The sequence below is a fragment of the Mesorhizobium sp. C264A genome (assembly GCF_040324515.1).
Lineage (GTDB): Bacteria > Pseudomonadota > Alphaproteobacteria > Rhizobiales > Rhizobiaceae > Mesorhizobium.
This window is the reverse complement of the sequence record NZ_JAMYVY010000001.1, coordinates 592,178-616,219: the sequence shown is the minus strand read 5'-3', so window position 1 is coordinate 616,219 and position 24,042 is coordinate 592,178. Positions and strand designations below refer to the sequence as shown.

Annotated in this window: 21 protein-coding genes; 4 read left to right on the top strand and 17 right to left on the bottom strand. The window is 62.7% G+C overall.

The window, feature by feature from the left end:
* Positions 1-224 precede the first annotated feature (224 nt).
* A complete protein-coding gene (locus NKL04_RS03020; RefSeq protein WP_081725414.1) occupies positions 225-1,067 on the top strand; it encodes an AraC family ligand binding domain-containing protein in 843 nt (280 codons plus the stop codon).
* Positions 1,068-1,069: 2 nt separating this feature from the next.
* Here the strand turns inward: NKL04_RS03020 and NKL04_RS03015 are convergent, their stop codons facing one another.
* From NKL04_RS03015 to NKL04_RS02985, 7 genes are all read right to left on the bottom strand, one after another.
* Positions 1,070-2,137, bottom strand: a complete 1,068-nt coding sequence (locus NKL04_RS03015) for an ABC transporter ATP-binding protein (protein ID WP_023687909.1) — start codon at positions 2,135-2,137, stop codon at positions 1,070-1,072.
* Positions 2,138-2,140: 3 nt separating this feature from the next.
* The gene (locus NKL04_RS03010; protein WP_023668128.1) at positions 2,141-2,989 is read right to left on the bottom strand and encodes a carbohydrate ABC transporter permease; all 849 of its coding nucleotides are present in this window, start codon (positions 2,987-2,989) and stop codon (positions 2,141-2,143) included.
* Complete coding sequence (locus NKL04_RS03005) at positions 2,989-3,912, bottom strand: carbohydrate ABC transporter permease (protein ID WP_023702132.1); 924 nt, start codon at positions 3,910-3,912, stop codon at positions 2,989-2,991. The genes NKL04_RS03010 and NKL04_RS03005 overlap by 1 nt, the downstream gene beginning before the upstream one ends.
* Positions 3,913-4,143: 231 nt before the next feature.
* The gene (locus NKL04_RS03000) at positions 4,144-5,421 is read right to left on the bottom strand and encodes an ABC transporter substrate-binding protein (protein WP_023685297.1); all 1,278 of its coding nucleotides are present in this window, start codon (positions 5,419-5,421) and stop codon (positions 4,144-4,146) included.
* 26 nt (positions 5,422-5,447) lie between these two features.
* Positions 5,448-6,644, bottom strand: coding sequence for a PLP-dependent transferase (locus NKL04_RS02995; RefSeq protein ID WP_023702131.1), 1,197 nt, complete (start codon positions 6,642-6,644; stop codon positions 5,448-5,450).
* Positions 6,641-7,375, bottom strand: coding sequence for a FadR/GntR family transcriptional regulator (locus NKL04_RS02990; protein WP_023668124.1), 735 nt, complete (start codon positions 7,373-7,375; stop codon positions 6,641-6,643). Before NKL04_RS02990 ends, NKL04_RS02995 begins: the two co-directional genes overlap by 4 nt.
* A gap of 121 nt (positions 7,376-7,496) precedes the next feature.
* Entirely contained in the window at positions 7,497-8,204 is a 708-nt protein-coding gene (locus tag NKL04_RS02985; protein WP_023702130.1) for a DJ-1/PfpI family protein, read from the bottom strand.
* A gap of 86 nt (positions 8,205-8,290) precedes the next feature.
* On the opposite strand from NKL04_RS02985, the gene NKL04_RS02980 reads away from it, so the two are divergent.
* Positions 8,291-9,238: a GlxA family transcriptional regulator gene (locus tag NKL04_RS02980; RefSeq protein ID WP_023702129.1), complete on the top strand. Its 948-nt coding sequence runs from the start codon at positions 8,291-8,293 to the stop codon at positions 9,236-9,238.
* Between the two features lie 62 nt (positions 9,239-9,300).
* Here NKL04_RS02980 and NKL04_RS02975 read toward each other — a convergent pair whose 3' ends face one another.
* The 4 genes from NKL04_RS02975 to NKL04_RS02960 form a co-directional block, all read right to left on the bottom strand.
* Positions 9,301-10,080: an SDR family oxidoreductase gene (locus tag NKL04_RS02975; protein ID WP_023702128.1), complete on the bottom strand. Its 780-nt coding sequence runs from the start codon at positions 10,078-10,080 to the stop codon at positions 9,301-9,303.
* 24 nt (positions 10,081-10,104) lie between these two features.
* Complete coding sequence (araH, locus tag NKL04_RS02970; protein WP_023685302.1) at positions 10,105-11,055, bottom strand: L-arabinose ABC transporter permease AraH; 951 nt, start codon at positions 11,053-11,055, stop codon at positions 10,105-10,107.
* 11 nt (positions 11,056-11,066) lie between these two features.
* Complete coding sequence (gene araG, locus NKL04_RS02965; protein ID WP_023702127.1) at positions 11,067-12,578, bottom strand: L-arabinose ABC transporter ATP-binding protein AraG; 1,512 nt, start codon at positions 12,576-12,578, stop codon at positions 11,067-11,069.
* 70 nt (positions 12,579-12,648) lie between these two features.
* Entirely contained in the window at positions 12,649-13,638 is a 990-nt protein-coding gene (locus NKL04_RS02960) for an arabinose ABC transporter substrate-binding protein (RefSeq protein ID WP_023668118.1), read from the bottom strand.
* Positions 13,639-13,832: 194 nt separating this feature from the next.
* On the opposite strand from NKL04_RS02960, the gene NKL04_RS02955 reads away from it, so the two are divergent.
* Complete coding sequence (locus NKL04_RS02955) at positions 13,833-14,573, top strand: FadR/GntR family transcriptional regulator (RefSeq protein WP_023687899.1); 741 nt, start codon at positions 13,833-13,835, stop codon at positions 14,571-14,573.
* A gap of 7 nt (positions 14,574-14,580) precedes the next feature.
* On the top strand, positions 14,581-15,729 hold the full coding sequence (gene dgoD / locus NKL04_RS02950; protein ID WP_023702126.1) for a galactonate dehydratase: 1,149 nt from the start codon (positions 14,581-14,583) through the stop codon (positions 15,727-15,729).
* Positions 15,730-15,968: 239 nt separating this feature from the next.
* On the opposite strand, the gene NKL04_RS02945 is transcribed toward dgoD, so the two are convergent.
* The 6 genes from NKL04_RS02945 to uxuA all read right to left on the bottom strand — a co-directional run bounded on the left by NKL04_RS02945 (position 15,969) and on the right by uxuA (position 23,983).
* Entirely contained in the window at positions 15,969-17,621 is a 1,653-nt protein-coding gene (locus NKL04_RS02945) for an FAD-binding dehydrogenase (protein WP_023702125.1), read from the bottom strand.
* A gap of 49 nt (positions 17,622-17,670) precedes the next feature.
* On the bottom strand, positions 17,671-19,383 hold the full coding sequence (locus NKL04_RS02940) for an aldehyde dehydrogenase family protein (RefSeq protein WP_050593588.1): 1,713 nt from the start codon (positions 19,381-19,383) through the stop codon (positions 17,671-17,673).
* A 77-nt stretch (positions 19,384-19,460) separates the two neighbouring features.
* On the bottom strand, positions 19,461-20,633 hold the full coding sequence (locus NKL04_RS02935; protein WP_023702123.1) for an alanine racemase: 1,173 nt from the start codon (positions 20,631-20,633) through the stop codon (positions 19,461-19,463).
* Positions 20,630-21,919: a D-arabinono-1,4-lactone oxidase gene (locus NKL04_RS02930; protein ID WP_023815861.1), complete on the bottom strand. Its 1,290-nt coding sequence runs from the start codon at positions 21,917-21,919 to the stop codon at positions 20,630-20,632. Before NKL04_RS02930 ends, NKL04_RS02935 begins: the two co-directional genes overlap by 4 nt.
* A gap of 193 nt (positions 21,920-22,112) precedes the next feature.
* The gene (locus NKL04_RS02925; RefSeq protein ID WP_156033774.1) at positions 22,113-22,490 is read right to left on the bottom strand and encodes a hypothetical protein; all 378 of its coding nucleotides are present in this window, start codon (positions 22,488-22,490) and stop codon (positions 22,113-22,115) included.
* A gap of 308 nt (positions 22,491-22,798) precedes the next feature.
* Positions 22,799-23,983, bottom strand: coding sequence for a mannonate dehydratase (gene uxuA / locus NKL04_RS02920; protein ID WP_023687892.1), 1,185 nt, complete (start codon positions 23,981-23,983; stop codon positions 22,799-22,801).
* Positions 23,984-24,042: the final 59 nt, after the last annotated feature.

Below are 24,042 nucleotides of genomic sequence, written 5' to 3'. Positions count from 1 at the left end.
ATGCCGGGTAAGGAGCAACAGGAAAGGGAATGGCGGCCCGCCTTGGCGCGCATGCCATTCGAGCCGGAATTCCGGCTCGTTCTCCTCCCCGCCCGCTCCTCGACCGCGGGTCTTTCGCGTTCTCAGGATTTGGATTATGCCGTTATTCCAGGGCGCGGCCAGAGAACGATTATGCTTTCGAGGGTAATTTTGTGCTGCATGATCTGATCGCCAACGGACAGTTGATGCGCACCATCTCGCTGCCGCGCGGCCGCCAGCGCCTGCATGCCATGCCAACCAGCACCGGCTATGAAGTACGCGAGGGCGTGACTTACGACTGGGATGGGCGCAAGCGCGGCCAGACACCGTTCACCGTGCTGCAGCACACGATCAGCGGCACCGGCCAGCTGCGCTACGAGAACCGCAACTACCGCCTGCAGGCCAACGACACGCTGCTGGTGCTGGTGCCACACAACCATCGCTACTGGCTGGAGAAGGGCGACCGCTGGGAATATTTCTGGATCTCGATGAATGGCGAGGAGGCGCTGCGCGTCCACAAATCCATACTCAGCGTCTCCGGCCCGGTGTTTCGGCTGCAGCCGGAGACGATCGATCATCTCGCCGATTGCAGCCTGCGCCTGATCAAGGGCGGCGCTTCGCCTGGCGCTGCTTCGGCAATCGCCTATGAGGCGGCGATGGCGCTTTACGACGATGTCTTCGGCTCGCACGCCTTCACTGAGAAACAGAGCGTCATGCAGCCGGTCATCGATCATATCAACGCCAATCTCGACAAGCCCTTGCCCGTGGCCGAGCTCGTCCAGATCAGCGGCCTCAGCCGCGCCCATTTCTCGCGCTGCTTCGCCGAGAGCGAAGGCGTTCCGCCGGCCGAGTTCGTGCTGCAGCAGCGGCTGCAGCGCGCGGCGAAGCTGCTAACCAAAGCCGATTTCCTGCCGGTCAAGGAGGTCGCCATCCTGTGCGGCTTCGAGGACGCCAACTATTTCTCGAAAGTCTTCCGCCGGCTCTACGGCATCAACCCGACGCAGTTCCGCACCACCGGCATGTATGCCAGCCTGGGCAGCCTTCGATAGGATTACCCGATGCGGTTGCCGCTTGCGGGATCGAACAGATGCAGCGCCGCCGGATCGGCAGACAGCCGCACCTTATCGCCAGGCCGGATAGTGCTGCGTCCCATGACGAAGACACAAACCAGCTGGTTGGCGAGCCGGACATAGAACTGCGTCGACAGGCCGAGCGGCTCGACCACCTCGACCTCTGCCCTGAGCGGACCATCGTCGGCAAGCTGGATGTGCTCCGGCCGTAGCCCGACGGTGAGCACATCGCCATCCTTCAATGGCAAGCCATCAGGCAATCTCAGCTTCTGGCCGTCGGCCAGCACCGCGTCCACCTTGCCGCCCTTGGCCACTGTCGCCGGAAAAAAGTTCATGCCGGGCGAGCCGATGAAGCCGGCGACGAAGGTGTTGATCGGCCGATCGTAGAGTTCGAGCGGATGGCCGACCTGCTGGACGTAACCGTCATGCATGACGACGATGCGGTCGGCCATAGTCATGGCTTCGATCTGGTCGTGGGTGACATAGACCGATGTGGTCTTGAGCTGCTGGTGCAGCGCCTTGATCTCGGCGCGCATATGGACGCGCAATTTGGCGTCGAGATTGCTGAGCGGTTCGTCGAACAGGAACACTTTGGGATCGCGCACGATGGCGCGGCCCATGGCGACGCGCTGGCGCTGGCCGCCGGACAGTTGCCTGGGCAGACGTCCGAGGAAACTGTCGAGGCCGAGGCGCTTGGCCGCCGCCCCTACCCTGCCGTCGATCGTCGTCTTCTCCGCCTTCTTCAAAAGCAGGCTGAAGCCCATGTTCGACGACACGTCCATGTGCGGATAGAGCGCGTAGGACTGGAAAACCATGGCAATATCGCGGTCCTTCGGCGCGACATCGTTGACCAGCCGATCGCCGATATGGATCTCGCCGCCCGACACTTCCTCCAGCCCGGCAATCATGCGCAAAAGGGTCGACTTGCCGCAGCCGGACGGGCCGACCAGAACGACGAACTCGCCATCGGCGATTTCGAGGTCGACGCCGTGCAGGATGCGCAACGAACCGTAGTCCTTCTCGACGTTTTGCAGCGTGACGGAAGCCATCGATTATCCTTTGACCGCGCCGGCGGTGAGGCCGGTGACGAGATAGCGTTGCAGGAAGGCGAAGAAGATGCAGACCGGGATCAGCGCCAGGATCGACGCCGCCATCATCTGCCCCCAGTCCACGGCGAACTTGCCGATATAGGTGAGCAGGCCGACGGCAAAGGTCTTCTGGTCGTCGCTGGAGATCAGCATCAGCGCGAACAGCAATTCGCTCCAGGCGGCGGTGAAGACGAAGCCGAGCGTGGCGCCCATGCCGGGCAAGGTCAGCGGCACGATCACCTTGCGCATCGCCTGCGCCCGCGTGCAGCCGTCGATCATCGCCGCTTCCTCCAGATCCTTCGGAATGCCGTCGAAGAAGGACTGCATCAGAAAGGTGGCGAAGGCGGTGTTGAAGGCGGTGTAGATGATGATCAGACCAACCAGACTGTTGGTCAGGCCAAGCTCGCCCATGACGCGGTAGATCGGCGGAATGACCATCACCAGCGGGAAGGTTTGCGTCAGCAAAAGCATGATCGCCAGCGTTGCCTTGCCGCGAAAGGTGAAGCGCGACATGGCGTAGCCGGCGAGCGTGGCGATGACTGTCACCAGGGCCGCCGTCGACACCGAGACGATAACGCTGTTGAGGAAATAGCGGGGGAAGTCAGAGGCTTCCAGGACAGTGATGAAGTTGCGGAAGGTGGTCTGCGACGGCCACAGCGTGATGCCCTCGGAATAGAGCAGCCGCTCCGGCGTTACCGAAATCTTCAGCGTCCAGAAGATCGGAAACAGGGCGAAGATCATATAGGCGGCAATCGCCGCGTAGAGGCCGATGCCGCTGAAGATGCGCGAGGAGGTGGAGCGTCCGGCAATCATCAGACGTGCCTCACCAGCAAGCGGCGGATGGCGATCAGCGCGATCGCATAGGCGATCAGCAAGATCAAGAGCAGCACCGCCACCGCGGAGGCATAGCCCTTGTCCAGCGACTTGAAGGCACTGACATAGATGTAGACCGGCACCGTGCTGGTCGAGCCTGCCGGCCCGCCCTCGGTCATGACAAAGATCAGATCGGCGAAGGTGGCGATCCAGATCGTACGCAGCATGACGGTGATGACGATGGTCGGCGCCAGGAACGGCAGCGTCACCTTGGTGAAGCGCTGCCAGGGCGAAGCGCCGTCGATTGCGGCCGCCTCATGCAGTTCCGACGGGATCGACTTCAGCGCCGCCAGCAGAGTGATGGCGAAGAACGGAATGCCGAACCAGATGTTGGCGATGATCGGCCCCCACATGGCGGTGGCCGGATCGGACAGCACATTGGTCGGCTCGGCCTTCAGCCCGAGCGTGAAGAGCCAATGCGGCAGTGGTCCGATGATCGGATTGAACAGCCACGCCCAGGTCAGGCCCGACAGGAAAGATGGCACCGCCCAGGGCAGGAACACCACCGCCTGCACGAACTTGCGCCCGACAAACGGTTTGTCGAGCAGCAGCGCCAGGCCCAGGCCGAGGAAGAACTGGAAGAACAGGCTGGCGACGGTCCACCACATCGTGTTGACCAGCGCCTGCCCGAGCACCTGGTCGGTCAGCATCGCCTGATATTGGCCAAGGCCGACATATTCGGATTTGAAGGCGGAGAATTTGCGGAAGGAATAGCTGATGCCGATGATCAACGGCACCAACAGCACCACGACCAGCAGAACGATCGCCGGCGAAAGATAAAGCCACGGCTCGATGGCCGCATGCGTCAGCCGCTTCTTTCGCGGCCGGCCGGCGGATCGTATTTCGGACACGGCATAAGTCATTAGCGCTCAACAATCATGGGTGGGTGCCGACAGCGGCAACAGCACCCTTCTCCCCGTTCACGGGGAGAAGATGCCGGCAGGCAGATGAGGGGCGGCGCCAGCCTTGGGGTGCTCGCGCTGCCCCTCATCCGGGCCTGTCTATGCATGTCGTTGTCCCAAAACCGCTACGCACTTTTGGGCGACATGCATTCGGGCCACCTTCTCCCCGTAAACGGGGAGAAGGTGGAAGAACTACTTCTTGTTCTTGGCCAGCCAGTCCTGCTGTTCCTTGGTCAGGAACGCGGCCCATTGATCGGCAACGTCCTTGGCCGACTTCTGGCCGAGCAGCACTTCCTGGAAATTCTTGATCGCCACCTGGTCGACGAAATTGCCGAGGTTCTCCAGATGTGTCGGCGGCGTCACCATTTCATATTTGGAAGTGTCGCTGAGTTCGGTGAACCAGCCTTTGAACTGCTCGGTCTTGAAGTGGGCATCCTGGTCGGCGCCATTGTGGATCGGCACGACGCCGACTTCCTTGGCCCATTCGAGATTGTCCTTGGGCGACAACAGCGTCGCCATCAGCTTCCAGGCATCGTCCTTGTGCTGCGAATTGGCGAACATCGCCCAGCCGGCATAGCCCAGCGTCGGATAGGATTTGCCGCTTGGCCCCACAGGCAGCGGCGCCACGGCAAAATCGTCGGCACTCATCTTGTCGGCAATGCCGATCAGCGCATCCGGATCCTGGTTGAGCATGGCGCAGGTGCCGGAATAGAAGCCGGTGACGGTCTCGTTAAAGCCCCAGCTCACCGCATCCTTGGGCGCCAGCCCGTCCTTGTACATGTCGGCCAGCATCTGCAGGCCCTTGACCGAGCCCTCCTCGTTGATTGTCGAGGTGCCGTCCTCGTTGAAGTAGCCGCCCTTGCCGGCGGCGATGTTCATGAACATGTGCATGCCGTTGAAGGCGCCCGGCCCACCGCGCAAGCAATAGCCGTACTTGCCTGGAATGGCCGAGATCTTCTTGGAGTCGGCGATGAAGTCGTCGAGCGTCGCCGGCGGACCGTCGAGACCGGCTTCCTTGAACAGCTTCTTGTTCCAGAACAGCGCATTCACATAGTAGCCGTACGGGATCATGAACTGGGTGTTGTTGACGGTCGAGCCGAACTGCTTGGCGCGGTCGCCGAGCGTTTTGGCATCATCCCATTTGGCCATGTAGGGACCGAGATCCTCGAGCTGGCCGTTGGTGGCGTAGAGGCCCATCCAGCGCTCCGGCATCTCGACGATGTCGGGCGTATCGCCGGCCTGCACCATGGTCAGGAATTTCTCGAAGGCCTGACCCCAAGGCAGCGAGACCACCTCGACCTTGACGCCGGCATTGGCGGCCTCGAACTCGGCGATCTGCTTCTTCAGGAATTCGGTGCGCTGCGGGCTGGTGATGACCTCGACCAGCTTGAGGGTGGTGTCGGCCAATGCGCCACTGGCGGACATCGCCAGGCCGGCAGCGGTGGCAAGCATGATGCTCAGTCTTTTCATGTTCAGAACTCCCATTTTGAACCCAGTCATTTTTTTGCTTTGTCGAAGGCCTGGCCGATGTCGGCCCAGAGGTCCTCGACGCTTTCCAATCCGACATTGAAGCGGATGGTTCGGGGGCTGACGCCGAAGCGCGCCATCGAATTGAGACCCGGCGTCTGCTCGAGCGACGCCTTTGCCGGCACGACCAGGCTTTCATGACCACCCCAGCTGACGCCAATGCGGAAAAATTTCAGCGCATTGACGAAAGCGGGAATGTCGACATCCTCCGTCACCTCGAAGGAGAACAGCCCGGCATAGCCGGCAAGCGTCTTCTTGCCGGGATGATTGGAATAGGCAGGATGATTGACCCGCTCGACCTTGTCATGCGCCTTCAAGCGCTCGGTGATGGTGAGCCCGCTCTTCATGTGATGCGGCAGTCTCAGCGGCAGCGTGCGCAGGCCGCGCAACAGCAGCCAGCCCTCGAAGGGCGACAGCTTTGCGCCAAGCTGCGAGTAGGTCTGGTCGTTAATATGCTTGATGTGAGCGGCCGAGCCGGCCACCACGCCGGCGACGGTGTCGCTGTGACCGCCGAGATATTTCGAGGCGGAATGCAGCACCAGATCGACGCCGTGCAGGATTGGCTTCTGGAACACCGGCGTCGCCCAGGAATTGTCGATGGTGGTGACGATGCCCTGCTCTTTCGCCAGCCGCGTCAGATGCTCGAGATCCTGCAGCTCGAACATCATCGAGGTCGGGCTTTCCAGATAGAGCAATTTCGCACCGGGAAGTGCCGCCGCCACCGCATCCGGATCAGAGCCGTCGACATAGTCGACCTTGATATGCAGGCGCGGAAACAGCCGCTCGAACAGTCGGTAGGCGTCGCCATAGCAATTGCGCACCGCAAGGATGCGTTCGCCTGCGCCGACGAAAGCCAGCAACGTCGCGCTGATCGCAGCCATGCCGCTCGAAAAACCACGTGCGGCTTCAGCACCTTCAAGCGCTGCGACGCGCGACTCGAATTCCATCACCGTCGGATTGTCGCCGCGCGAATAGATCGGCTGTTTCCTGCGCCCGGCAAAGGTGTCGGCCATGTCGGCATAGCTGGCGAAGGTGAACAGCGAGGTCTGGTAGATCGGCGGCACCACCGCATTGCCGGGGAACGGGTCGTCATGCGCCAGAAGCGTCGCCGCCTCGGCGAGATAGTCGCTGCCGGAAATGCCTGGGTCGAAGCTGTGCTCGTTCATGTGCGGACCGAAAGTTTGAGGTTGGCGGCGCCGCGCTTCAAATCGTCCTCGACCGTGGCGATCAGCTTCAGCGCTTCGGCCCGGGCGCCTTCCGGATCGTGCGCGGCGATGCAGTCGAACATGGTGCGGTGGTAGGGAAAGCTTGCGTGGCCGAAATCGCGCACGCCGAGCGGATGTTCCCAGAAGCGGTGGAACAGTTCGTGCATGGCGGCGATAATCTGCTCGAACAGCGGATTGCCGCAGGCGCGGTAGATCGCCTGATGGAATTCCCAGTCCTCTTCCGACGACATGCCGGCGCGGCTGAGAAACTCTTCCTCCATGATGTCGAGCTTGCGCTCGATCTCGGCGAGGTCGTCCTTGTCGGCACGAATGGCGCAAAGGGCGGCGGCTTCCGCTTCCAGCGCGCGGCGGATTTCCAGCGTGCGCATCAGGCCGGTGAAATCATTGCCGCCGGCAAGCGTCAGCGGCATGTGCAGCATGTCGAGCGAAACGGCGGCCTTGAGATAGGTGCCCGAGCCCTGCCGGCGCTCGACCAGGCCAAGCCCTTCCCAGCGCGTCAGCGCCTCGCGCACCGTGTTGCGGCTGACCTTCAGACGCTCAGCGAGGATGCGTTCGGTCGGCAGCCTCTCACCGGGTTCCAGCTTCTCGCGCATGACGAAGCCGGCCAACGCCTTCAGCACCGCGTCGTCGCGGGCCGTCGTCTGGATCGGCGGAAGGCTGAATTCGGTCACCGGGGCTATTACCGAAGTGGTTCAATGGTCCAACCAATTTCTGCACAGACGAAGGGACCTGTCAACAGTGGAAACGCAGCGAGGCCGAAGGGCCAGGGGATGCACCTTCGGCCTTGCTGCTTCAGCCGTGGATGCGCGCCGGCGCAGCGGCGGCGCGAGCCTCGCGCCAGCGAGCGAAGATTGCCTCGCGAACCCGCCTCGAAGCAGAGAGGCGCTTTTTTGCCTGCGCCAGCACCGCAGGCGACGCCTCGGCGGGCGTGCCGGACCGAAAGGGAGGAGCCGGGGCGTATTCGAGCGAGAGCTGCACGATCTCGGCCTCCTCCTGTCCAAGCAGCCTCGCAACCAGCGCCAGGCCGAAGTCGATCCCCGAAGTGACGCCGCCGGCGGTGATGAGCTTGCCGTCTTCGACGATACGCTCGTCGACCGGGATCGCTCCGAACTCCTCAAGGAAATCATGCGCATACCAGTGCGTGGTCGCGCGCTTGCCCCTCAGCAGTCCGGCCGCCCCAAGCACCAGGGCACCGCTGCAAACGGAGGTGATGTAGCGCACCTGCCCCGCGCGCTCCCACACGAAATCGAGGACTGTCTGGTCCTCCAGCAGCGCGTTGACCCCGCCCCCGCCAGGAATGCACAGCACGTCGAGGGGCCGGCAATCGTCAAAGGTCGCGGTTGGCGTCAGCGAAAGGCGCGTCGATGACGTCACCGGGTTGCGATCCTTCCAGATCAATTCCACCTCGGCATCCTTGGCCGATGCCAGGACTTCGTATGGGCCGGTGAGGTCGAGTTGTTGGACGTCGGGGAATACGAGGATGCCGAAACGAAGGGGCATGGAAATCTCCGTGGGTTGACTTCCGGCAATCTACGGCATCATGGTTTGGCACGATTGCCATTCATCCCTCGCTTCGGGCCAAACCAATGCGCCGTATCGAAGTACTTGCCTATCCCGACATCCAGCTCCTCGACGTCAGCGGACCGCTGCAGGTCTTTGCCAGCGCCAATGATTTCAAAAGGCAGGCCGGCGAACCGGCTCCTTACGAGGTCGTGGTCGTCGCCGCCTCACCGCGCATCCGGACATCGGCCGGTCTCGTGCTGGAGGCAGCAGTGCTGCCAACCCACGGAGGTAAGATCGACACGCTGCTTGTCCCCGGAGGATGGGGCGTCAACGCGGCCTGCGACGATCCCGTGCTGGTCCAGTGGATCGCCGGTCGCTCGCGCGATGCCACCCGAACCGCTTCCGTCTGCAGCGGCGCCATGCTGCTGGCGACGGCTGGCCTGCTCGACGGCCGCCGCGCGGTGACCCATTGGGGACGCTGCGCGGAGTTCGCCCGGCGCTTTCCCGCGGTCCGGCTCGAACCCGATCCGATCTTCATCCGCGACGGCAATGTCTGGACATCCGCCGGCGTAACGGCGGGGATCGATCTCGCCCTCTCCCTCGTCGAGGCCGACCTTGGCCGGCACACGGCGCTTGCCGTGGCGCGCGAGTTGGTGGTCTTCCTGAAACGTCCCGGTGGCCAGGCGCAATTCAGCCAGACCCTCAAGCTGCAGCAAGGCGACGGGCGCTTCGACCGGCTGCATGGCTGGATCCTCGAAAATCTGGCCGGTGACCTGTCGCTCACGCAGTTGGCCGACCACGCCAATATGAGCCCGCGCAGCTTCTCGCGGCGCTATCGCGAGGCCACCGGCCGGACACCTGCCCGCGCGATCGAGGAGATCCGGATCGAGGCGGCGCGGCGGATGCTGGAGCGTGGCCAGCCCGTCAACCAGACGGCACGACGCTGCGGTTTCGGCTCGGAAGAAACCATGCGGCGCGGCTTTCTGCGTGTGCTGGGCACCAACCCGCGCGCCTATCGCGAGCGTTTCTGATCGCGACGGCTTGCGCCATTAAGCCGGCGGTCGACGCCGTAGAAATAGAGCCTCTCCAGCGTTCAGGCGGGATGCTGTAGCTGGCTGAGCCCGCCATCGACGACGAGGGTCGCCGCGTTCATGAACGGGCACTCCTCAGAAATCATGAACACAGCGGCCAGCGCGATCTCGCGCGCCGAGGCGATGCGGCCGCCGGGATGCAGCGCCAGCGTCCTGGCGCGCGCCGCAACCGAATCGGCAAAACTGTTCCAATAGTCGGTCGCCTTCTGCGTCTCGACATAACCGGGCGCCAGCGCGTTCACGCGCACGCCCTGCCCGGCATATTCCAGCGCCAGCGATTTGGTCAGCCCAAGCAGCGCGTGCTTGGCCACGGGATAAGGGAAGGTATGAGGGATGATGGTGAAGCTGTGCGTCGAGGCGATGTTGAGGATCGCGCCACCGCCATTTGCGATCATTCCTGGCAGCACCGCCTTGCTGCAATTCCAGGCGCCCTTGACGTTGACGTCGAAATTGCGGTTCCACTCCTCCTCGGTCGCCTCGAGCGGCGTCGAGAACACATTCATCCCCGCATTGTTGATCAGCGCGTTGATCGGCCCGATCGCGTCGGTCGCTTGACCGACGGCTGCGGCAATCGCGGCACCGTCGCTGATGTCGGCTGAGACATGCCCGACATGGCCCTGCGGCGCTGCTAGGCCGGCGACCGCTTTGTCCAGCAGCGCGCCGTCGCGATCGACCAGGAACAGCCTTGCCCCTTCGGCGAGGCAAGCTTCAGCGATGGCAAGCCCAATGCCTTGCGCGGCGCCGGTGAGGAAGATGCGTTTGCCGGACAGGCGCTCAGCCATGGCTGTCACTCCACTGGAAGATGGTCAGCGCCGGCCCAGTGCCGACGAACGCAGATTGTCGAGCAAAACGGCAAGCAGCAGGATCACGCCGCGCACAATGTATTGGTAGAACGCCGGGATGTTGAGCAGGTTCATGGCGTTTTCGGCGATGCCCATGATCAGCACGCCGACGATGACGCCCGACATGGTGGCGCGGCCGCCGGCAAGCGAGACGCCGCCGAGCACGCAGGCCGAGATGACCGAGAGTTCAAGCCCGACCGCCGCATTGGGCTGGCCCGACGTGATGCGCGAGGCCAAAAGGATGCCGGCGATGCCACAGACCACGCCTTGCAGAGCAAAGATCCAGATGCGCGTCCAGTCGACATTGACGCCGGCCAGGCGCGAGGCCTCCGGGTTGCCGCCGATGGCCAGCGTGTTCTTGCCGAAGACGGTACGATTGAGGACAAAACCGAAGATGCAAAACAGCACGGCCAGGACCCAGACCGGCGTCGGAATGCCGAACAGCTTCGACAGCGCCAGCTGGTAGAAATCCGGGCTGTTGATGCCGACGGCGCGGCCGTCCGATGCGATCAGCGCAAGGCCGCGCACGATCTGCATGGTGGCAAGCGTCGTGATCAGTGCGTTGATGCGGAATTTGGCGATGACGACGCCGTTGATGAAGCCGACGAAGGCGCCGCAGGTGATTGCCGCGAGAAGCCCGAGCAGGATCGAACCGGTATAGTTCGACGCCATTACCGCGACCATGCCGGCAAAGGCGACGATGGAGCCGACCGAGAGGTCGAAGTCACGCGCGGCAAGGCAGAACATCATCGTGCAGGCGACGATGCCGACGGTGACCACCGACTGCAGCAGGCCGAGCATGTTGCGGTCGGTCAGAAAATTCGGCACCAGCAGCGACACCAGCACGAAGGCGACGATGAAGATCACGACGAGGCCCTGTTCGCCGAGCAGGATCTTCTTCAACTGATCGGTCATGGCAAAGATCCTCAGGATGCGATCGCGTCGGGGGTTTTCTGATCGGGAAGAGCGGCGGCCAGGATCGCTTTTTCGGCGAACTGGTCGCGCGCGAGTTCGGCGCTGATGCGCCCGCCGCACATCACCAGGATGCGGTCGCAAATGCCCATCACTTCCGGCAGTTCGGACGAGACGACGACGATCGCCATGCCGTCTTCGGCAAGCTGGTAGAGCAGTTCGTAGATTTCCGCTTTGGCGCCGACATCGATACCGCGTGTCGGCTCGTCGACGATAAGCACGCGCACGCCCTGCTCCGACAGCCAGCGGCCGAGAATGACCTTCTGCTGGTTGCCACCGGAGAGGTTGATGATGTCCTGCTTGCGCGACGGCGTGCGCACCTTGAGCTTCTTGATGAAGGTCTCGGCGGTGGCGATCTCGCTAGCGCGGTTCAAGATTCCGAAGCGTGTGTGATGACGCCGCGACGAGATGTTGATGTTCTCCTCGATCGAGCGGCCCTGGATGATGCCGTCATGCTTGCGGTCTTCCGAGCACAAAACGATCCCGGCGCGGATCGCGTCATGCGGATCGGTGGCATGCACGACCTTGCCATCAACGGTAATGGTGCCACCTGAGCGCGGGTCGGCGCCGAACACCAGCCGCATCAGTTCCGAGCGCCCCGCGCCGATCAGGCCGAAGAAGCCGACGATCTCGCCGGCCCTTGCCTCGAAGCTGGCAGGCGTCGTCAGTTTTACTCCGGAAACAGCGTCGACCTTCAGCCGGACATCGCCGGCCGGGCGTGGGCGAAACCCCCAGACATCGGAGATTTCGCGGCCGACCATTTCGGCGACGACCTGGTCGCGTGTGACGTTTTTCAGCGACGCATGGTGCGCCGCGAGCTTGCCGTCGCGCAGCACGGTCAGGCTGTCGCAGAGGCGGAACACTTCGTCCAGCCGGTGCGATACATAGATGATGACCTTGCCCTCGCCGCGCAGGCGGTCGATCAGGGCAAACAGGATTTCGCTTTCGCGCGACGACAATGACGAGGTCGGCTCGTCCAGAGCGATGACGCGCGCGTCGAGCATGATCGCCTTGGCGATCTCGACCATCTGGCGCTCGCCGATCGACAGCGTCTTGACCTTGCGGCTGATGTCGATGTCGATGCCCGCCGATTTCAGCTTGGCGCCAACATCGTCCAGCATCCTGGCACGGGCGATGATGCCGGCGTTGGCGGGGAAGCGGCCGAGGCTGAGGTTTTCGGCAACAGTGAGCTCAGGAACCAGCTGCAGTTCCTGGTGGATGACGATGACGCCATTGTCGAAGGCATCCCTCGTCGATGAATAGGCCTGGACCTCGCCGTCGATGCTGATTGCGCCGTCATCGGCATGCTGGTCGCCCGACAGGATCTTGATCAGCGTGGATTTGCCGGCGCCGTTCTCGCCCATCAAGCCATGCACGGCGCCCTTGTCGACGCTGAACGAGACGCCGGACAGCGCCTTGACGCCCGGATAGGTCTTGGTGATTTCCGAGAAGTCGAGAAGGGACATGGGGCGCCTATCCTTTTGCCATGCCAAACAGGCGGCGGCTATGAGCCGCCGCCTGTTTGTACAGGGAGGATTATTCGATGCCGAGACCCTTGCGGACCGTCTGGTAGTCGTCGCGCTTGGCCAGCGCACCGGCGGTCAGGATGAGCTTCTCGGGTTCCTTGTTGTTGGCGACCCAGTCATACATGTTGAGCGCAGTCTCGTAGCCGTGACGCTTCGGCGAGATGATCACCGTGCCGACGAAGCCGGTGGCGGTCGGCTTCTTGAACTCGTTGATAGCCGAATCCGCGCCGCCAATGCCGACGCCAATCACGTTTTCGGCCGGGATGCCGACGCTTTCGGAAGCGCGCACGGCGCCGAGAACGGCTTCGTCGTTGAGGCCGAAGGAGACCCACTTCTTGATGTCGGCATGGGCGTTGAGTACCACCGTCGCCGCATTGAGCGCAGCCTCGGTATCGGTCTTGGCCTGCGGCGCGTCAAAGATGTTTTCGGCCTTGAAGCCGTTGGCCTTCAGCACCGAAATGGCGCCTTCGACCCGGTCGACGGCGGTCGGCAACTGATCATAGGAGACGCGGATGGCGCCAACCTCGTCGGCCTTCCAGCCGCGCGCCTTCATTTCGTCGACGATCGCCTGGCCGACGGCCTCGCCGATCTTGGTCGCCGAAATGCCCATATGCGGCACGTCTTCCAGCGCCTTCCCGTCTGCGCCGACCAGACGGTCATCAACCGTCATCAGCTTGAGATTGTTGGCGGCGGCCTTGGCGACGATGCCGGGGCCGAGCTTCACATCAGGCGTGCAGACGATGAAGCCTTGCGCGCCCTGCGCGCCGAGATTGTCGATCGCCGACATCAGCTTCTCACCGTCCTCGGCGCCGATCTTGACCAGGGTAAAACCCTTCTCCTTGGCGGCCTGGTCGGCGAACTTCCATTCGTCCTGGAACCACGGCTCCTCGGGCTGTTTGACGATAAAACCTATCTTGGTGTCCTGAGCATATGCAGCGATGGTCGTGACGGACAGCACGGCAAGGGCGCCCGCGACGAGCGCGGTCTTCAGAAGTCGCATGATTACCTCCCAGCGATGGCCGGGCGCTCAGCCCGGATGCAGAGTCTCTAATTCTTTTTATCATACTCGTCAATTGATCTGGTATGATAATTGAGCTACATGCTCTGACCAGGGATCGCTGGCGCAAATCATCCGCATCCGGTAAGGCCGGGGACGCGAGATCAGTGGTTTCGCCGCCTTGGAGGAGGGCTGAGGTGACCGACACTTCGAAGAAGGCATCAGGCGACACCCGCCGCCCGCGCGTCATGCCCGATGTGACCAAGGCGCTTGCCTCAGACATCTTTTCCGGACGCTATCCCGCCGGCTCGTCCCTGCCGACCGAAAACGAACTCGGCGTCGAATATGGCGTCAGCCGCACCGTCATCCGCGAGGCCTTGAAGGTGCTGGCCGCCAAGGGGCTGGTGCTGTCGCGGCCCCGCATCGGCACGGTTGTATGTGAACAGGACAACTGGAACATCATCGACCCGCAGGTGCTGGCCTGGCACGCGCCGCATGCACTGGACGACAAATTGTTCGACGCCATCCTCGAGACGCGCCGCGCCATCGAGCCGCTGGTAGCTGAACTGGCGGCGACTCGTGCGACGCTGCAGGAGATCGCCGATCTCGAAGCCGCCTGGCGCGGCATGGCCAATGCCGGCGAGGATCTCGCCGCCTTCTCGCGCTCGGACATCACTTTCCACCAGATCGTCTATGCCGCGAGCCACAACCCGATCTTCCGCCAGATCGGCAATCTTATCGACACCGGGCTGAAATTCTCGCTCGAAGCAACTGCGACCATTTCGCTCGCCCGGCGCATGGAAGCGGTGGCGGCGCACCGTGAGGTGGTCGAGGCGCTGCGCATGCGCGATGCCGCGGCGGCGCGTGCGGCGGCAGGCCGGATCCTCGACCTTGCGGCGCGCGACCTGGTCAGCGCCAAGAAACTCAAGAACAACTGAGACCAGCATGAAAATCATCTCGCTCACCACCTACATCGTCCCGCCGCGCTGGCTGTTCCTGAAGATCGAGACTGATGCCGGCGTTACCGGCTGGGGCGAGCCTGTGGTCGAAGGCCGTGCGCTGACGGTCGAGGCAGCGGTCAAGGAACTTGGCGATTATCTGATCGGCAAGGACCCGCGCCTGATCGAGGACCATTGGACGGTGATGCATCGCGGCGGCTTCTACCGCGGCGGGCCGATCCTGATGAGCGCCATTGCCGGCATCGACCAGGCGCTATGGGACATCAAGGGCAAGGCGCTCGGCGTGCCTGTGCACGAACTGCTCGGCGGCAAGCTGCGCGACAGCATCAAGGTCTATTCCTGGATCGGCGGCGACCGGCCGGCGGAAGTGGCTGATGGCGCCAGGGAAGTGGTGGCGCGCGGTTTTCAGGCGCTGAAGATGAATGGCACCGAGGAACTGCAGATCGTCGACAGCCATGACAGAATAGATGCGGCTGTCGAACGAGTCGCCATGGTGCGCGAGGCCGTTGGGTCCAACATTGGCATCGCCGTCGATTTCCACGGCCGCGTCCACCGGCCGATGGCGCGCATGCTGGTCAAGGAGTTGGAACCCTACCGGCTGATGTTCATCGAGGAGCCGGTGCTGAGCGAAAATCGCGAGGCGCTGAAGGAGATCGCCGCCCTCGGCTCGACGCCGATCGCACTCGGCGAGAGGCTCTACAGCCGCTGGGATTTCAAATCGGTGTTCGAACAAGGCGCCGTCGACATCATCCAACCCGACCTCTCGCATGCCGGTGGCATCACCGAATGCCGCAAGATCGCGGCGATGGCCGAGGCCTATGATATTGCGGTCGCGCCGCACTGCCCGCTCGGCCCGATCGCGCTCGCCGCCTGCCTGCAGCTCGATGCCGTCAGCTACAACTGCTTCATCCAGGAACAGAGCCTCGGCATCCACTACAACGCCGCAAACGATTTGCTCGATTATGCCGCCAACAAGGACGTCTTTCGCTACGAGGATGGCTATGTCGCAATCCCCGATGGTCCCGGCCTCGGCGTCGAAATCGACGAGGACTACGTCAAGGAAAGGGCCAGGGAAGGCCACCGCTGGCGCAACCCGGTCTGGCGTCACAAGGACGGCTCCTTCGCCGAGTGGTAGCCCGGCCGACCTTGCGGCCAGGCCTTCAGGACCTCAAGCTCAATTTCGCGGTGGCGCCAGCGTAACGCAGGCCTCTGACGGGCCGCAGCGCCGAGCACCAGCGCATGGGAACCGTCGGCGCCGGCAAGCCGCAACTCGCTGACCGCCTGGGTTGCCGCAAGCGATCGAAAGCAGTCGCTATCCATGGAACATGGCGGATGTCCTGTTCTCATCGACCTTTTCTTGGCCCGCCAGCCGCGTCACCTGCCCGCGGCGTGCCGGCCTGCGTTCCTGCCGGAGAAGATGCAGCTGCCGAGAAATGTCCCTTCCAGCGCATTGTAGCCGTGATAGCCGCCGCCACCGCCGCCGGCCACCTCGCCTGCCGCATAGAGCCCGGCAATGGGTTCGCCATTGCCGTCGAGAACCTGCGAATTGAGATTGGTGTGCAGGCCGCCAAGCGTTTTGCGCGTCAGGATGTTGAGGCGCACCGCGATCAGCGGCCCGTGCCTGGGATCGAGTATCTTGTGCGGCTTGGTCACCCGGAAGATCTTGTCGCCAATGTAGTTGCGAGCGCCGCGGATGGCTGTGACCTGCGCATCCTTGGTATAGGCATGGTCGACCTCGCGATCGCGCGCCACGATCTGGGCGTTGAGCCGGTCGTAGTCGAGCAGATTGTCGCCTGACAGCGCGTTCATCCCGGCGACCAGGTCGGCCAGGTTGTCGCGGACGACGAAGTCCTCGCCCTTTTCCAGGAACGCCGCCACCGATGGCGGCGCCTTGCCGCCGCGCCGGTTCTTCAGCACGGCCCGAAAATCCTTGGCCGTAAAGTCGAGGTTTTGCTCCGAACCCGAGAGCACGAACTCCTTCGAAGCGATCGTCTTGGTCAGCACGAACCAGGAATAATCGTGTCCCGTCGACAGGATACGCTTCAAGGTGCCGAGCGAATCGAAGCTCGGGAAGAACGGCGCCTCCATGCGTTGTCCCAAAGCGTCGAACCATAGCGGCGACGGCGCAGACAGGATGCGGATGCCGTGGTTCGGCCAGATCGGATTCCAGTTCTTGATCCCCTCGACATAGTGCCACATGCGGTCGGCGTTGATGACGGCCCCGCCGGCGTCCTGGGTGATCGCCACCATGCGGCCGTCGACATGGTGCGGCACGCCGGCAACCATACGCTTCGGCGCCGGCCCCAGCCGCCCGACCGGCCAGACCTTGCGAACCAACTCATGATTGCCGCCGATGCCGCCGGAGGTGACGATCACGACACCGGCCGAAAGGTCGAAATCGCCGACGGCCGTGCGGCTCGACTGCTTGCCGCGCTCGACATCGGATGCCTCCAGGATTTCGCCCGCGACGCCGGTGACCGCGCCGTTGGTCTTGATCAGCCGGCTGACCTGATGACGGAATTTCAAAGTGATCAGCCCTTTGGCGACGTGCTCGCGCACGCGCCTTTCGAACGGCGCGACCACGCCCGGCCCAGTGCCCCATGTCAGGTGGAAGCGCGGCACTGAATTGCCGTGGCCATTGGCCAGCGCGCCGCCGCGCTCGGCCCAGCCGACCACCGGCCACCAGCGCATGCCCATGGCGTAGAGCCACGGCCGCATCTCGCCGGCGGCGAAATCGACATAGGCTTCCGCCACTTTCCTTGGCCAATGGTCCTCGGGCCGGTCGAACTGGGCAGAACCCAGCCAATCCTGCCAGGCGAGGTCGCGGCTGTCCTTGATGCGCAGGCGGCGCTGCTCGGGCGTGTTGACCAAAAACAGGCCGCCGAGCGACCAGAATGCCTGGCCGCCGAGAAAACCGCCACCCTCTTGCTCGACGATGATCACGCGCTTGCCGGCATCGCCCAGTTCCGCGGCTGCGGCCAGGCCGGCCAGCCCGCCGCCAACGATGATTGCGTCCGCGTCAGCCATTGTCGTAGCTCCTGTGCCGGCTTTTGTTTTCGAGATCGGATGCTCGTTGCTAGCCGCGCAGCGCGTTCCAGATGATGCGCGGCAGCTTCAGGAGGCTCGGCTGGTAGTTGAACTCGGTGATCAGGCGGCCGACCATGTGTGCCCTTTTGTGGGTCAGGAACCAGGCCGGCTTCGGCATGATGCGGAACGGCGCTTCGAGCACGCTGCGTTCCGGTCTGTCGAACAAATAGGTGTTGTGGACGACGCCGATGCCGCTCTGCACGTCGTCGAGCGTGTGGCCAGGGAAAGCACCCCAGGTCGGGCGCAGCAGCGCGAACAGAACGCCGCTCCAGGAATTGATGCCGATGCCGCCATAGCGCAGTTCGGCAATGATTTCCTCGAAGCGCTGCCGGCCGATCTCGGCGATCGTCCTGGGATGGATGAGGATGTTGGCGGCAAGCGTGCCGTGCAGCTTTTCATTGGCGTAGGCGACAGCGGCGCGCAGATAGGATTCCGCATTGCCCGCCGGCAGCCGCATGACGCTGAGCGCCGGCGCGAACACCTCGGCATTTTCGAGATAGGCGTCCGTGCCCGGCCGGAACGGCACCACAACGCAGGCGGGCCCGCCAGGCCGCTCGAATTTTTGTGCCGTGTCGGCGTGCGCCTCGAAGGCGGCGAGGCGCTCGGTCGCGCCGGGATAATAGGCCGGGCGCGACGGGGCTTTCTGCATCACCTTTTCGAGTGCTGCCAAAAGCGCATCGGATTTGCCCCAGCCTTCGGGCAACACGAGCATTTGGCAGGCGATGCAGTTGAAACCGGAATTGTTGAGCTTTTGGGTAGCGATCAGTTCGGCGTGGTAGGTGATATCGGCATCCGACCACGGACCGGGCACCACGATGGTGGGTGCCACGCCGCCAAGCTCCGAGGTGATACGCCGGCTGTTGCGCGGCGTGCCCGCCGCCTTGTTCTTGCGGCCCTCCTCGCCAGGCCCCCAGACGATCGCGTCATGCGAGGCGGCGGCACCGGTGATGTGGATGTCGTCGACGAGATCGTGGTTGCACAGATACGCGCCGACATCGGCGCCACCGCGCACGATGCGCAGCGCTCCGAATTCGATCAGCGGCCGCAGCGCCGGCCGCAGGAAATCGATCAGATAGTCGTTGACCGGGTTCATCTTGAGCAGAACCACCTGGTGCTCGACCAAAAGCTTGTGCAGGCAGTCGAGCGGCGCGATCGAGGCGACATTGCCGGCGCCGAGCACGAGGCCGATCTTGCCCTTGCGGCTGGTGCGCGGCGCGTCATAGGCCGATGCGGTGTTTGCGGCGAGGTTCGCCTTGGTCACGCCGGGCTGCATCCAGATCTCGGCCTTCAGCCCGGTGAACAACACCTTGTCCCAGAGCGAATTCGGAACCACCGTTACCGCCACCTGTCCGCTAGGCAAGGTGCGGACCGGCAGTCTGTCGAGAAACTTCTTGCCCTCCATCAGGCTGAGCGTGTGGATGAACTGGTTGCAGCCATCCATCAGCGCCGCCGGGCCAGCCAGCCATTCTTCGCCTTCCAGCGGCGAGCCGGTCGGGATGCCCTTCTTGCGCGTCGCGGTTTTGACCCACGCCTCGGCGACCTCGCGGATGTGATCCTTGACCTGCCGCAGCAAGGCGATCCGCTCGCCATTCGAGGTCTGCGCCCAGTCGTCCTTCCTGGCGTCGAGATCGGTGAGGGCGAGGTCGAGTTCGGCTGCCCATTCAGGCTGCACGGGCTGAGTTTTGACTGCCTTGGCGACCATCCTATCCTCCTCCACTTCGGTCTCTTTGTTTGACGCAACTCCGGACGGAACCGCTTCACACTTTTCCTGGAATTGCTCTACGAAAACGGCAGTGCGGCCCATTGCTCGACGAATTTCCCGCCGGAATAGACCTGGATCGAACCGAACTGCTGTAGCACGAATTCGCTCTGGGTCGGACGCAGGAAGGCGTAGTCGTCAGGCCCGACATTGACGTTGTCGGGCAGCGCCATGAATTGCTGATTGGTCGAAAAGCCGAACGTCTTGTCGGTCTTCATCCCCACGGGATGGACGGGCTTCGCCATCCATTTTCCGCCATAGAGAAAACAGCCGCGCCGCGGCAACAGCCCGAGCTTCTGCAGCAGCCAGGAGCGCTGGTCGAGGCCCGGCACCTGGACATCGACCACCTTCAGGATCGGCGTCGCGATGAATGCGGCAGGCCGCAATTGGCTGAGGCTCGGCACATCGAAATCGGTCGGCAGCATAAAAGCCGATCCGATGGACAATTCATTGGCGCCGACCCAGCTGTCATAGAGCAATGCGGTGCTGCTGCCGCCAAGATTGAGGATCTTGCGCTGGTCGGCGGCAAGGCAAGCGACATACTGGCGAAACAGGCTGATCGCCTTGACGCGCGCCTTGGCCGGTCCTCCCAGCAGTTTGGGGATATGGCCGATATGCGCCTCGTAGGCCATGACGCCTTCGCATTTCAGCCGCGGGTAATTCGCCAACGCGGAAACTGCCCGGGCCAGTGAGTCGGGATCGCTGATACCGCCGCGATGAAGGCCGACATCGACCTCGAAGCAGACGCGCAGCTCGCGGTCGAGCTCGGCGGCAAGCGAGCCATAGGCGGCCAGCCGCTCCTCGGTATCGATCAGCCAGACGATGCGCGACGTAGCTTCGCCGAGCCCGGCGAGAACGCCCTTCGTCAGCGCGTGCCTGGCGCCGGCAACCGGCATCGGCTTGCCCAACAGGAGATCGACTTGGGGAAACACTTTCAGCATCTCGGCGCTGATCGGCAGATGAAAGGTCATCAGCCTGTCGGTCGCAAACGCAGCGCGGATATGGTCGATCAGCGGCAGGCATGGCAGCGACTTGTCGACGAGGCGCAGATCGAGGCCCGTGGCGAACTTCGCCTTGATCGCAGCGATGTTGTGATCGAGCCGGTCGAGATCGAGCACCAGGCAAGGCTGAAAGATCCCGGCTGCCCTGAGCGCGCCCGACATTTCCGCGAAATAGGTGTCGGTCAAGCTCATGCCGCGACGCCGAGCAGCCTGGCAATATAGGGCGACACGAAGCGGTTGTCCGGGTCCATCTCGCGGCGGACCGCCATCGCATCGTTCCAGCGCGGATAGAGCGCGCTCAATTCCCTTGATGTCAGGCTGTGCATCTTGCCCCAATGCGGGCGGCCGCCGCGCTTCCTGAAGATCGGCTCGGCGGCGTTGAAGAACGCCATCGGATCGCGCTCGACGCCGTGATGGATGGCGATGGAACAGGTTGGGCGCTTGTAGAAGGGGCTGAGCCAGACATTGTCGGGCGCGACGACGCGCACCTCCATCGGAAAATAGACCTCTGGAAACCGCGTCTCGAGCAGCGCAATGATTTCGCTGAGTGCGGGCGCCCCTTCCTCGAACGGCAGGTGGTATTCCATCTCGTTGAACTTGACGTTGCGCTCGGAGGTGAAGACCTTCAGCCACTCCTCGACATAATCCTCGGCCGGCACCTTGGCGAAGGCCGAGCCGATGAGACGGCGGCGCAGCCAAGGGAGCCAGCTGAGATAGTCGCGCAGTTTTCTCAGCGTCGTCACCGCATCGTCGTCTTCCGTCGGCGGACGCACCGTCGCCGGCGCCTCGGTGATGTCGCTGGCAATCAGCAGCGCCTGGCCGGAAAACGGCACATAGTAGAACTCGGCCGAACGATGCGCCGTCATGGTGCTTTCGAATTGCGCAAGCACATCGGCAATCGGCGCCGTCCAGCGGCGGTGCCGCATCCGGTAACTCGCCACGTTGCGGATCGTCACTTCGGTGACGGCGCCGAAAGCGCCGAGCGAAGCGCCCATGGCTTCGATCATGTCGGGGCTCTTGGCACGGTCGAACTCTTTCACGGCGCCACGCCCGTCGACGATCTGCATCGCCTCGAGCTGGGTATGGTAAGCGCCGAGCGTGATGCCCGAGCCGTGGGTGGCGGTGCCCAGCGCCCCGCCGAACGCCTGCTTGTCGATGTCGCCCATGTTCGGCAGCGCCTGGCCGACGCCGTGCAACAGCTTTGCCAGCGCGCCGATCTTGGTGCCGGCGCCGACCCGTGCTGTCAGCCTTTCGGGATCGTGCGACCTCAGGCCCTCGAAGCGATCAAGCGACAGGATCGTCCCGTCATTCTTAACCAGAGGCGTGAAGGAATGGCCCGTGCCAGCGAATCGAACTGGTCCCGGCGCGTTGCGAATGGCACCACTCAGCTCATCGAGACTCTGCGGTTCGGCAAAAGCCTGCGGCGTGGCCGTGACATAGCCCGACCAATTGCTCCACTGGCTGATAGCCTCTCCCAAAATTGCCTCCCTGGGACGCCGGCTTTGCCGGTCTTTCTCCTAGCGCTGAATAATATGATACATACTCAGCTTTTCGGATATGATACATTGTCAGCTTTCTGTCAACCTGGCAATCGGAGGTGTCTTGTGTGGTCCCGTGTTCAAGTGCATGGCTTTCGCCATGATTGTTCGCATTCCGATAGTGAGATTATCTCTAGGCAATTAAAAGGACAAACAAGGACACAAATATAATTAAAACAATCTGCTTAAATCTCACCACAAGAGCTTTGCGCTCATCCCGTTTTATTCTGATTTTTGTTTCATGTTCGTCATACTTTATATATCCATAAAACATGCAGCATGCTAACAAAACCAAAAAAATACCTCTCCTACCATGGCTTTCTCGGAAGTCACTGCTGCCAAACGCAACCACCCATCCGCCAATTCCGTAAATAACCAATGTTGAAGTGAATAAAACGAAAAGCATCGAGAAAACGTATAGTTTCTTTAACGCATTCCGACGACCGTCGTGCCCATCCATCACTACAGTTCCTTTGCTTGCACGAACGTAAATCAATACTGCATTATTCATGATTCATACTTGATTTCCGAGTACCCCTCTAGCTCACCTCGGGGCAACGGAACTTCACTACACAATAGCACGCCGCCAGGTCGTGGGGCGAACGGCTAGGTTCCTCGTCCGTCAGCGAGCCGCGCGCCGTACTAAGGGCCGTGCAAATCCATGAGGGCAACCGGCTGTATCACGAGCCTCACCGCGACCGGGCGATCGTGATCGAGCGTGGTATCTGATTGTCATCGGACGACATTCCGCGCCGGCCGCATTATCTACAGCGACGCACGCTGAGCCGGCGTCGGCATTGAACGCAGTTCGTTGCCCCTTCAAGCCAGCCCAAACGTTTCCACGGCCCGCATGATGCCGCGCAATTCGGCCAAACCCTTCAGGCGGCCGATCAGCGAGTAGCCGGGATTGATCCTTGTCTTGCCGATATCGTCGGCGAGCAGGTGGCCATGGTCCGGCCGCATCGGGATTTGCCAGTCGGCTCGGCCCTCCTTGCGGCGGCGCGCCTCCTCCTGCATCAGCGCCAGGATGACATGCGCCATGTCGGTGCCGCCTTCGAGATGCTCGGCCTCGTAGAACGAGCCGTCATCCTCGATGGTGATGTTGCGCAGATGGGCGAAGTGGATGCGGTCGCCGAATTCCTTGACCATGGCGACGATGTCGTTGTCGGCGCGCGTGCCGTAGGACCCGGTGCAGAACGTCAGCCCATTGGCCTGGCTGTCGACGGCATTGAGAATGAAACGCGCATCCTCGGCGGTCGAAACGACGCGCGGCAGGCCGTAGAGCGAAAACGGCGGATCGTCGGGGTGGATACACATGCGCACCCCCTCCTCTTCCGCCACCGGAATGATCTCGCGCAGGAACCACGCGAGGTTGCCGCGCAACTCCTTCGGCCCGATTCCGTCATAGTCCGCAAGCGCCTCGCGAAAACTGTCGCGGTCATACTTGCGCTCTGTAGCCGGCAGGCCGGCGATCAGATTGCGCTCGATCTGGTCCATCTTCTCTGGCGACAATTCCTTCAGCCGCGCTTCCGCTTGCGCAATACGCGCCGGCGTATAGCTGTCAGCACCGTTCTTGCGCTTCAGCACGAACAGATCGTAGGCGGCGAAATCAACGGCATCAAAACGCAGGGCGTAGCCTGTCGTCGGCAGACGGTAGGCTAGATCGGTGCGGGTCCAGTCCACCACCGGCATGAAATTGTAGCAGATCGTGGCGATGCCGGCCCTGGCCAGCGCGCGGATCGAATCGCGGTAATAGCCGGCATAGCGCTCGCGTTCCTGCGCGCCGATCTTGAAGGAATTGTGGACCGGAATGCTCTCGACGACCGACCAGGTCAGTCCTGCTTCCTGGATAATGCGCTTGCGCTCCAGCACTTCGGCCTCAGGCCACGCCCGGCCGTCATAGATATGGTGGAGCGCCGAGACCACGCCGGTGGCGCCCGCCTGCTTGACATGATCGAGCGTCACCGGATCATCGGGCCCATACCAGCGCCAGCATTGTTCCATTTTCGGCTTTCCTTCTGCGAGAGGTTGGCAACTTATTGTTGGACCTCGATGGGAGTCGA

What these genes read in the sequence shown, in the direction of transcription:
- NKL04_RS03020 (WP_081725414.1), top strand. Translation starts at nt 225, where the DNA reads ATGCGCACCATCTCGCTGCCGCGCGGCCGCCAGCGCCTGCATGCCATG.
- NKL04_RS03015 (WP_023687909.1), bottom strand. Translation starts at nt 2,137, where the DNA reads ATGGCTTCCGTCACGCTGCAAAACGTCGAGAAGGACTACGGTTCGTTG.
- NKL04_RS03010 (WP_023668128.1), bottom strand. Translation starts at nt 2,989, where the DNA reads ATGATTGCCGGACGCTCCACCTCCTCGCGCATCTTCAGCGGCATCGGC.
- NKL04_RS03005 (WP_023702132.1), bottom strand. Translation starts at nt 3,912, where the DNA reads ATGACTTATGCCGTGTCCGAAATACGATCCGCCGGCCGGCCGCGAAAG.
- NKL04_RS03000 (WP_023685297.1), bottom strand. Translation starts at nt 5,421, where the DNA reads ATGAAAAGACTGAGCATCATGCTTGCCACCGCTGCCGGCCTGGCGATG.
- NKL04_RS02995 (WP_023702131.1), bottom strand. Translation starts at nt 6,644, where the DNA reads ATGAACGAGCACAGCTTCGACCCAGGCATTTCCGGCAGCGACTATCTC.
- NKL04_RS02985 (WP_023702130.1), bottom strand. Translation starts at nt 8,204, where the DNA reads ATGCCCCTTCGTTTCGGCATCCTCGTATTCCCCGACGTCCAACAACTC.
- NKL04_RS02980 (WP_023702129.1), top strand. Translation starts at nt 8,291, where the DNA reads ATGCGCCGTATCGAAGTACTTGCCTATCCCGACATCCAGCTCCTCGAC.
- NKL04_RS02975 (WP_023702128.1), bottom strand. Translation starts at nt 10,080, where the DNA reads ATGGCTGAGCGCCTGTCCGGCAAACGCATCTTCCTCACCGGCGCCGCG.
- araH (WP_023685302.1), bottom strand. Translation starts at nt 11,055, where the DNA reads ATGACCGATCAGTTGAAGAAGATCCTGCTCGGCGAACAGGGCCTCGTC.
- araG (WP_023702127.1), bottom strand. Translation starts at nt 12,578, where the DNA reads ATGTCCCTTCTCGACTTCTCGGAAATCACCAAGACCTATCCGGGCGTC.
- NKL04_RS02960 (WP_023668118.1), bottom strand. Translation starts at nt 13,638, where the DNA reads ATGCGACTTCTGAAGACCGCGCTCGTCGCGGGCGCCCTTGCCGTGCTG.
- dgoD (WP_023702126.1), top strand. Translation starts at nt 14,581, where the DNA reads ATGAAAATCATCTCGCTCACCACCTACATCGTCCCGCCGCGCTGGCTG.
- NKL04_RS02945 (WP_023702125.1), bottom strand. Translation starts at nt 17,621, where the DNA reads ATGGCTGACGCGGACGCAATCATCGTTGGCGGCGGGCTGGCCGGCCTG.
- NKL04_RS02940 (WP_050593588.1), bottom strand. Translation starts at nt 19,383, where the DNA reads ATGGTCGCCAAGGCAGTCAAAACTCAGCCCGTGCAGCCTGAATGGGCA.
- NKL04_RS02935 (WP_023702123.1), bottom strand. Translation starts at nt 20,633, where the DNA reads ATGAGCTTGACCGACACCTATTTCGCGGAAATGTCGGGCGCGCTCAGG.
- NKL04_RS02925 (WP_156033774.1), bottom strand. Translation starts at nt 22,490, where the DNA reads ATGAATAATGCAGTATTGATTTACGTTCGTGCAAGCAAAGGAACTGTA.
- uxuA (WP_023687892.1), bottom strand. Translation starts at nt 23,983, where the DNA reads ATGGAACAATGCTGGCGCTGGTATGGGCCCGATGATCCGGTGACGCTC.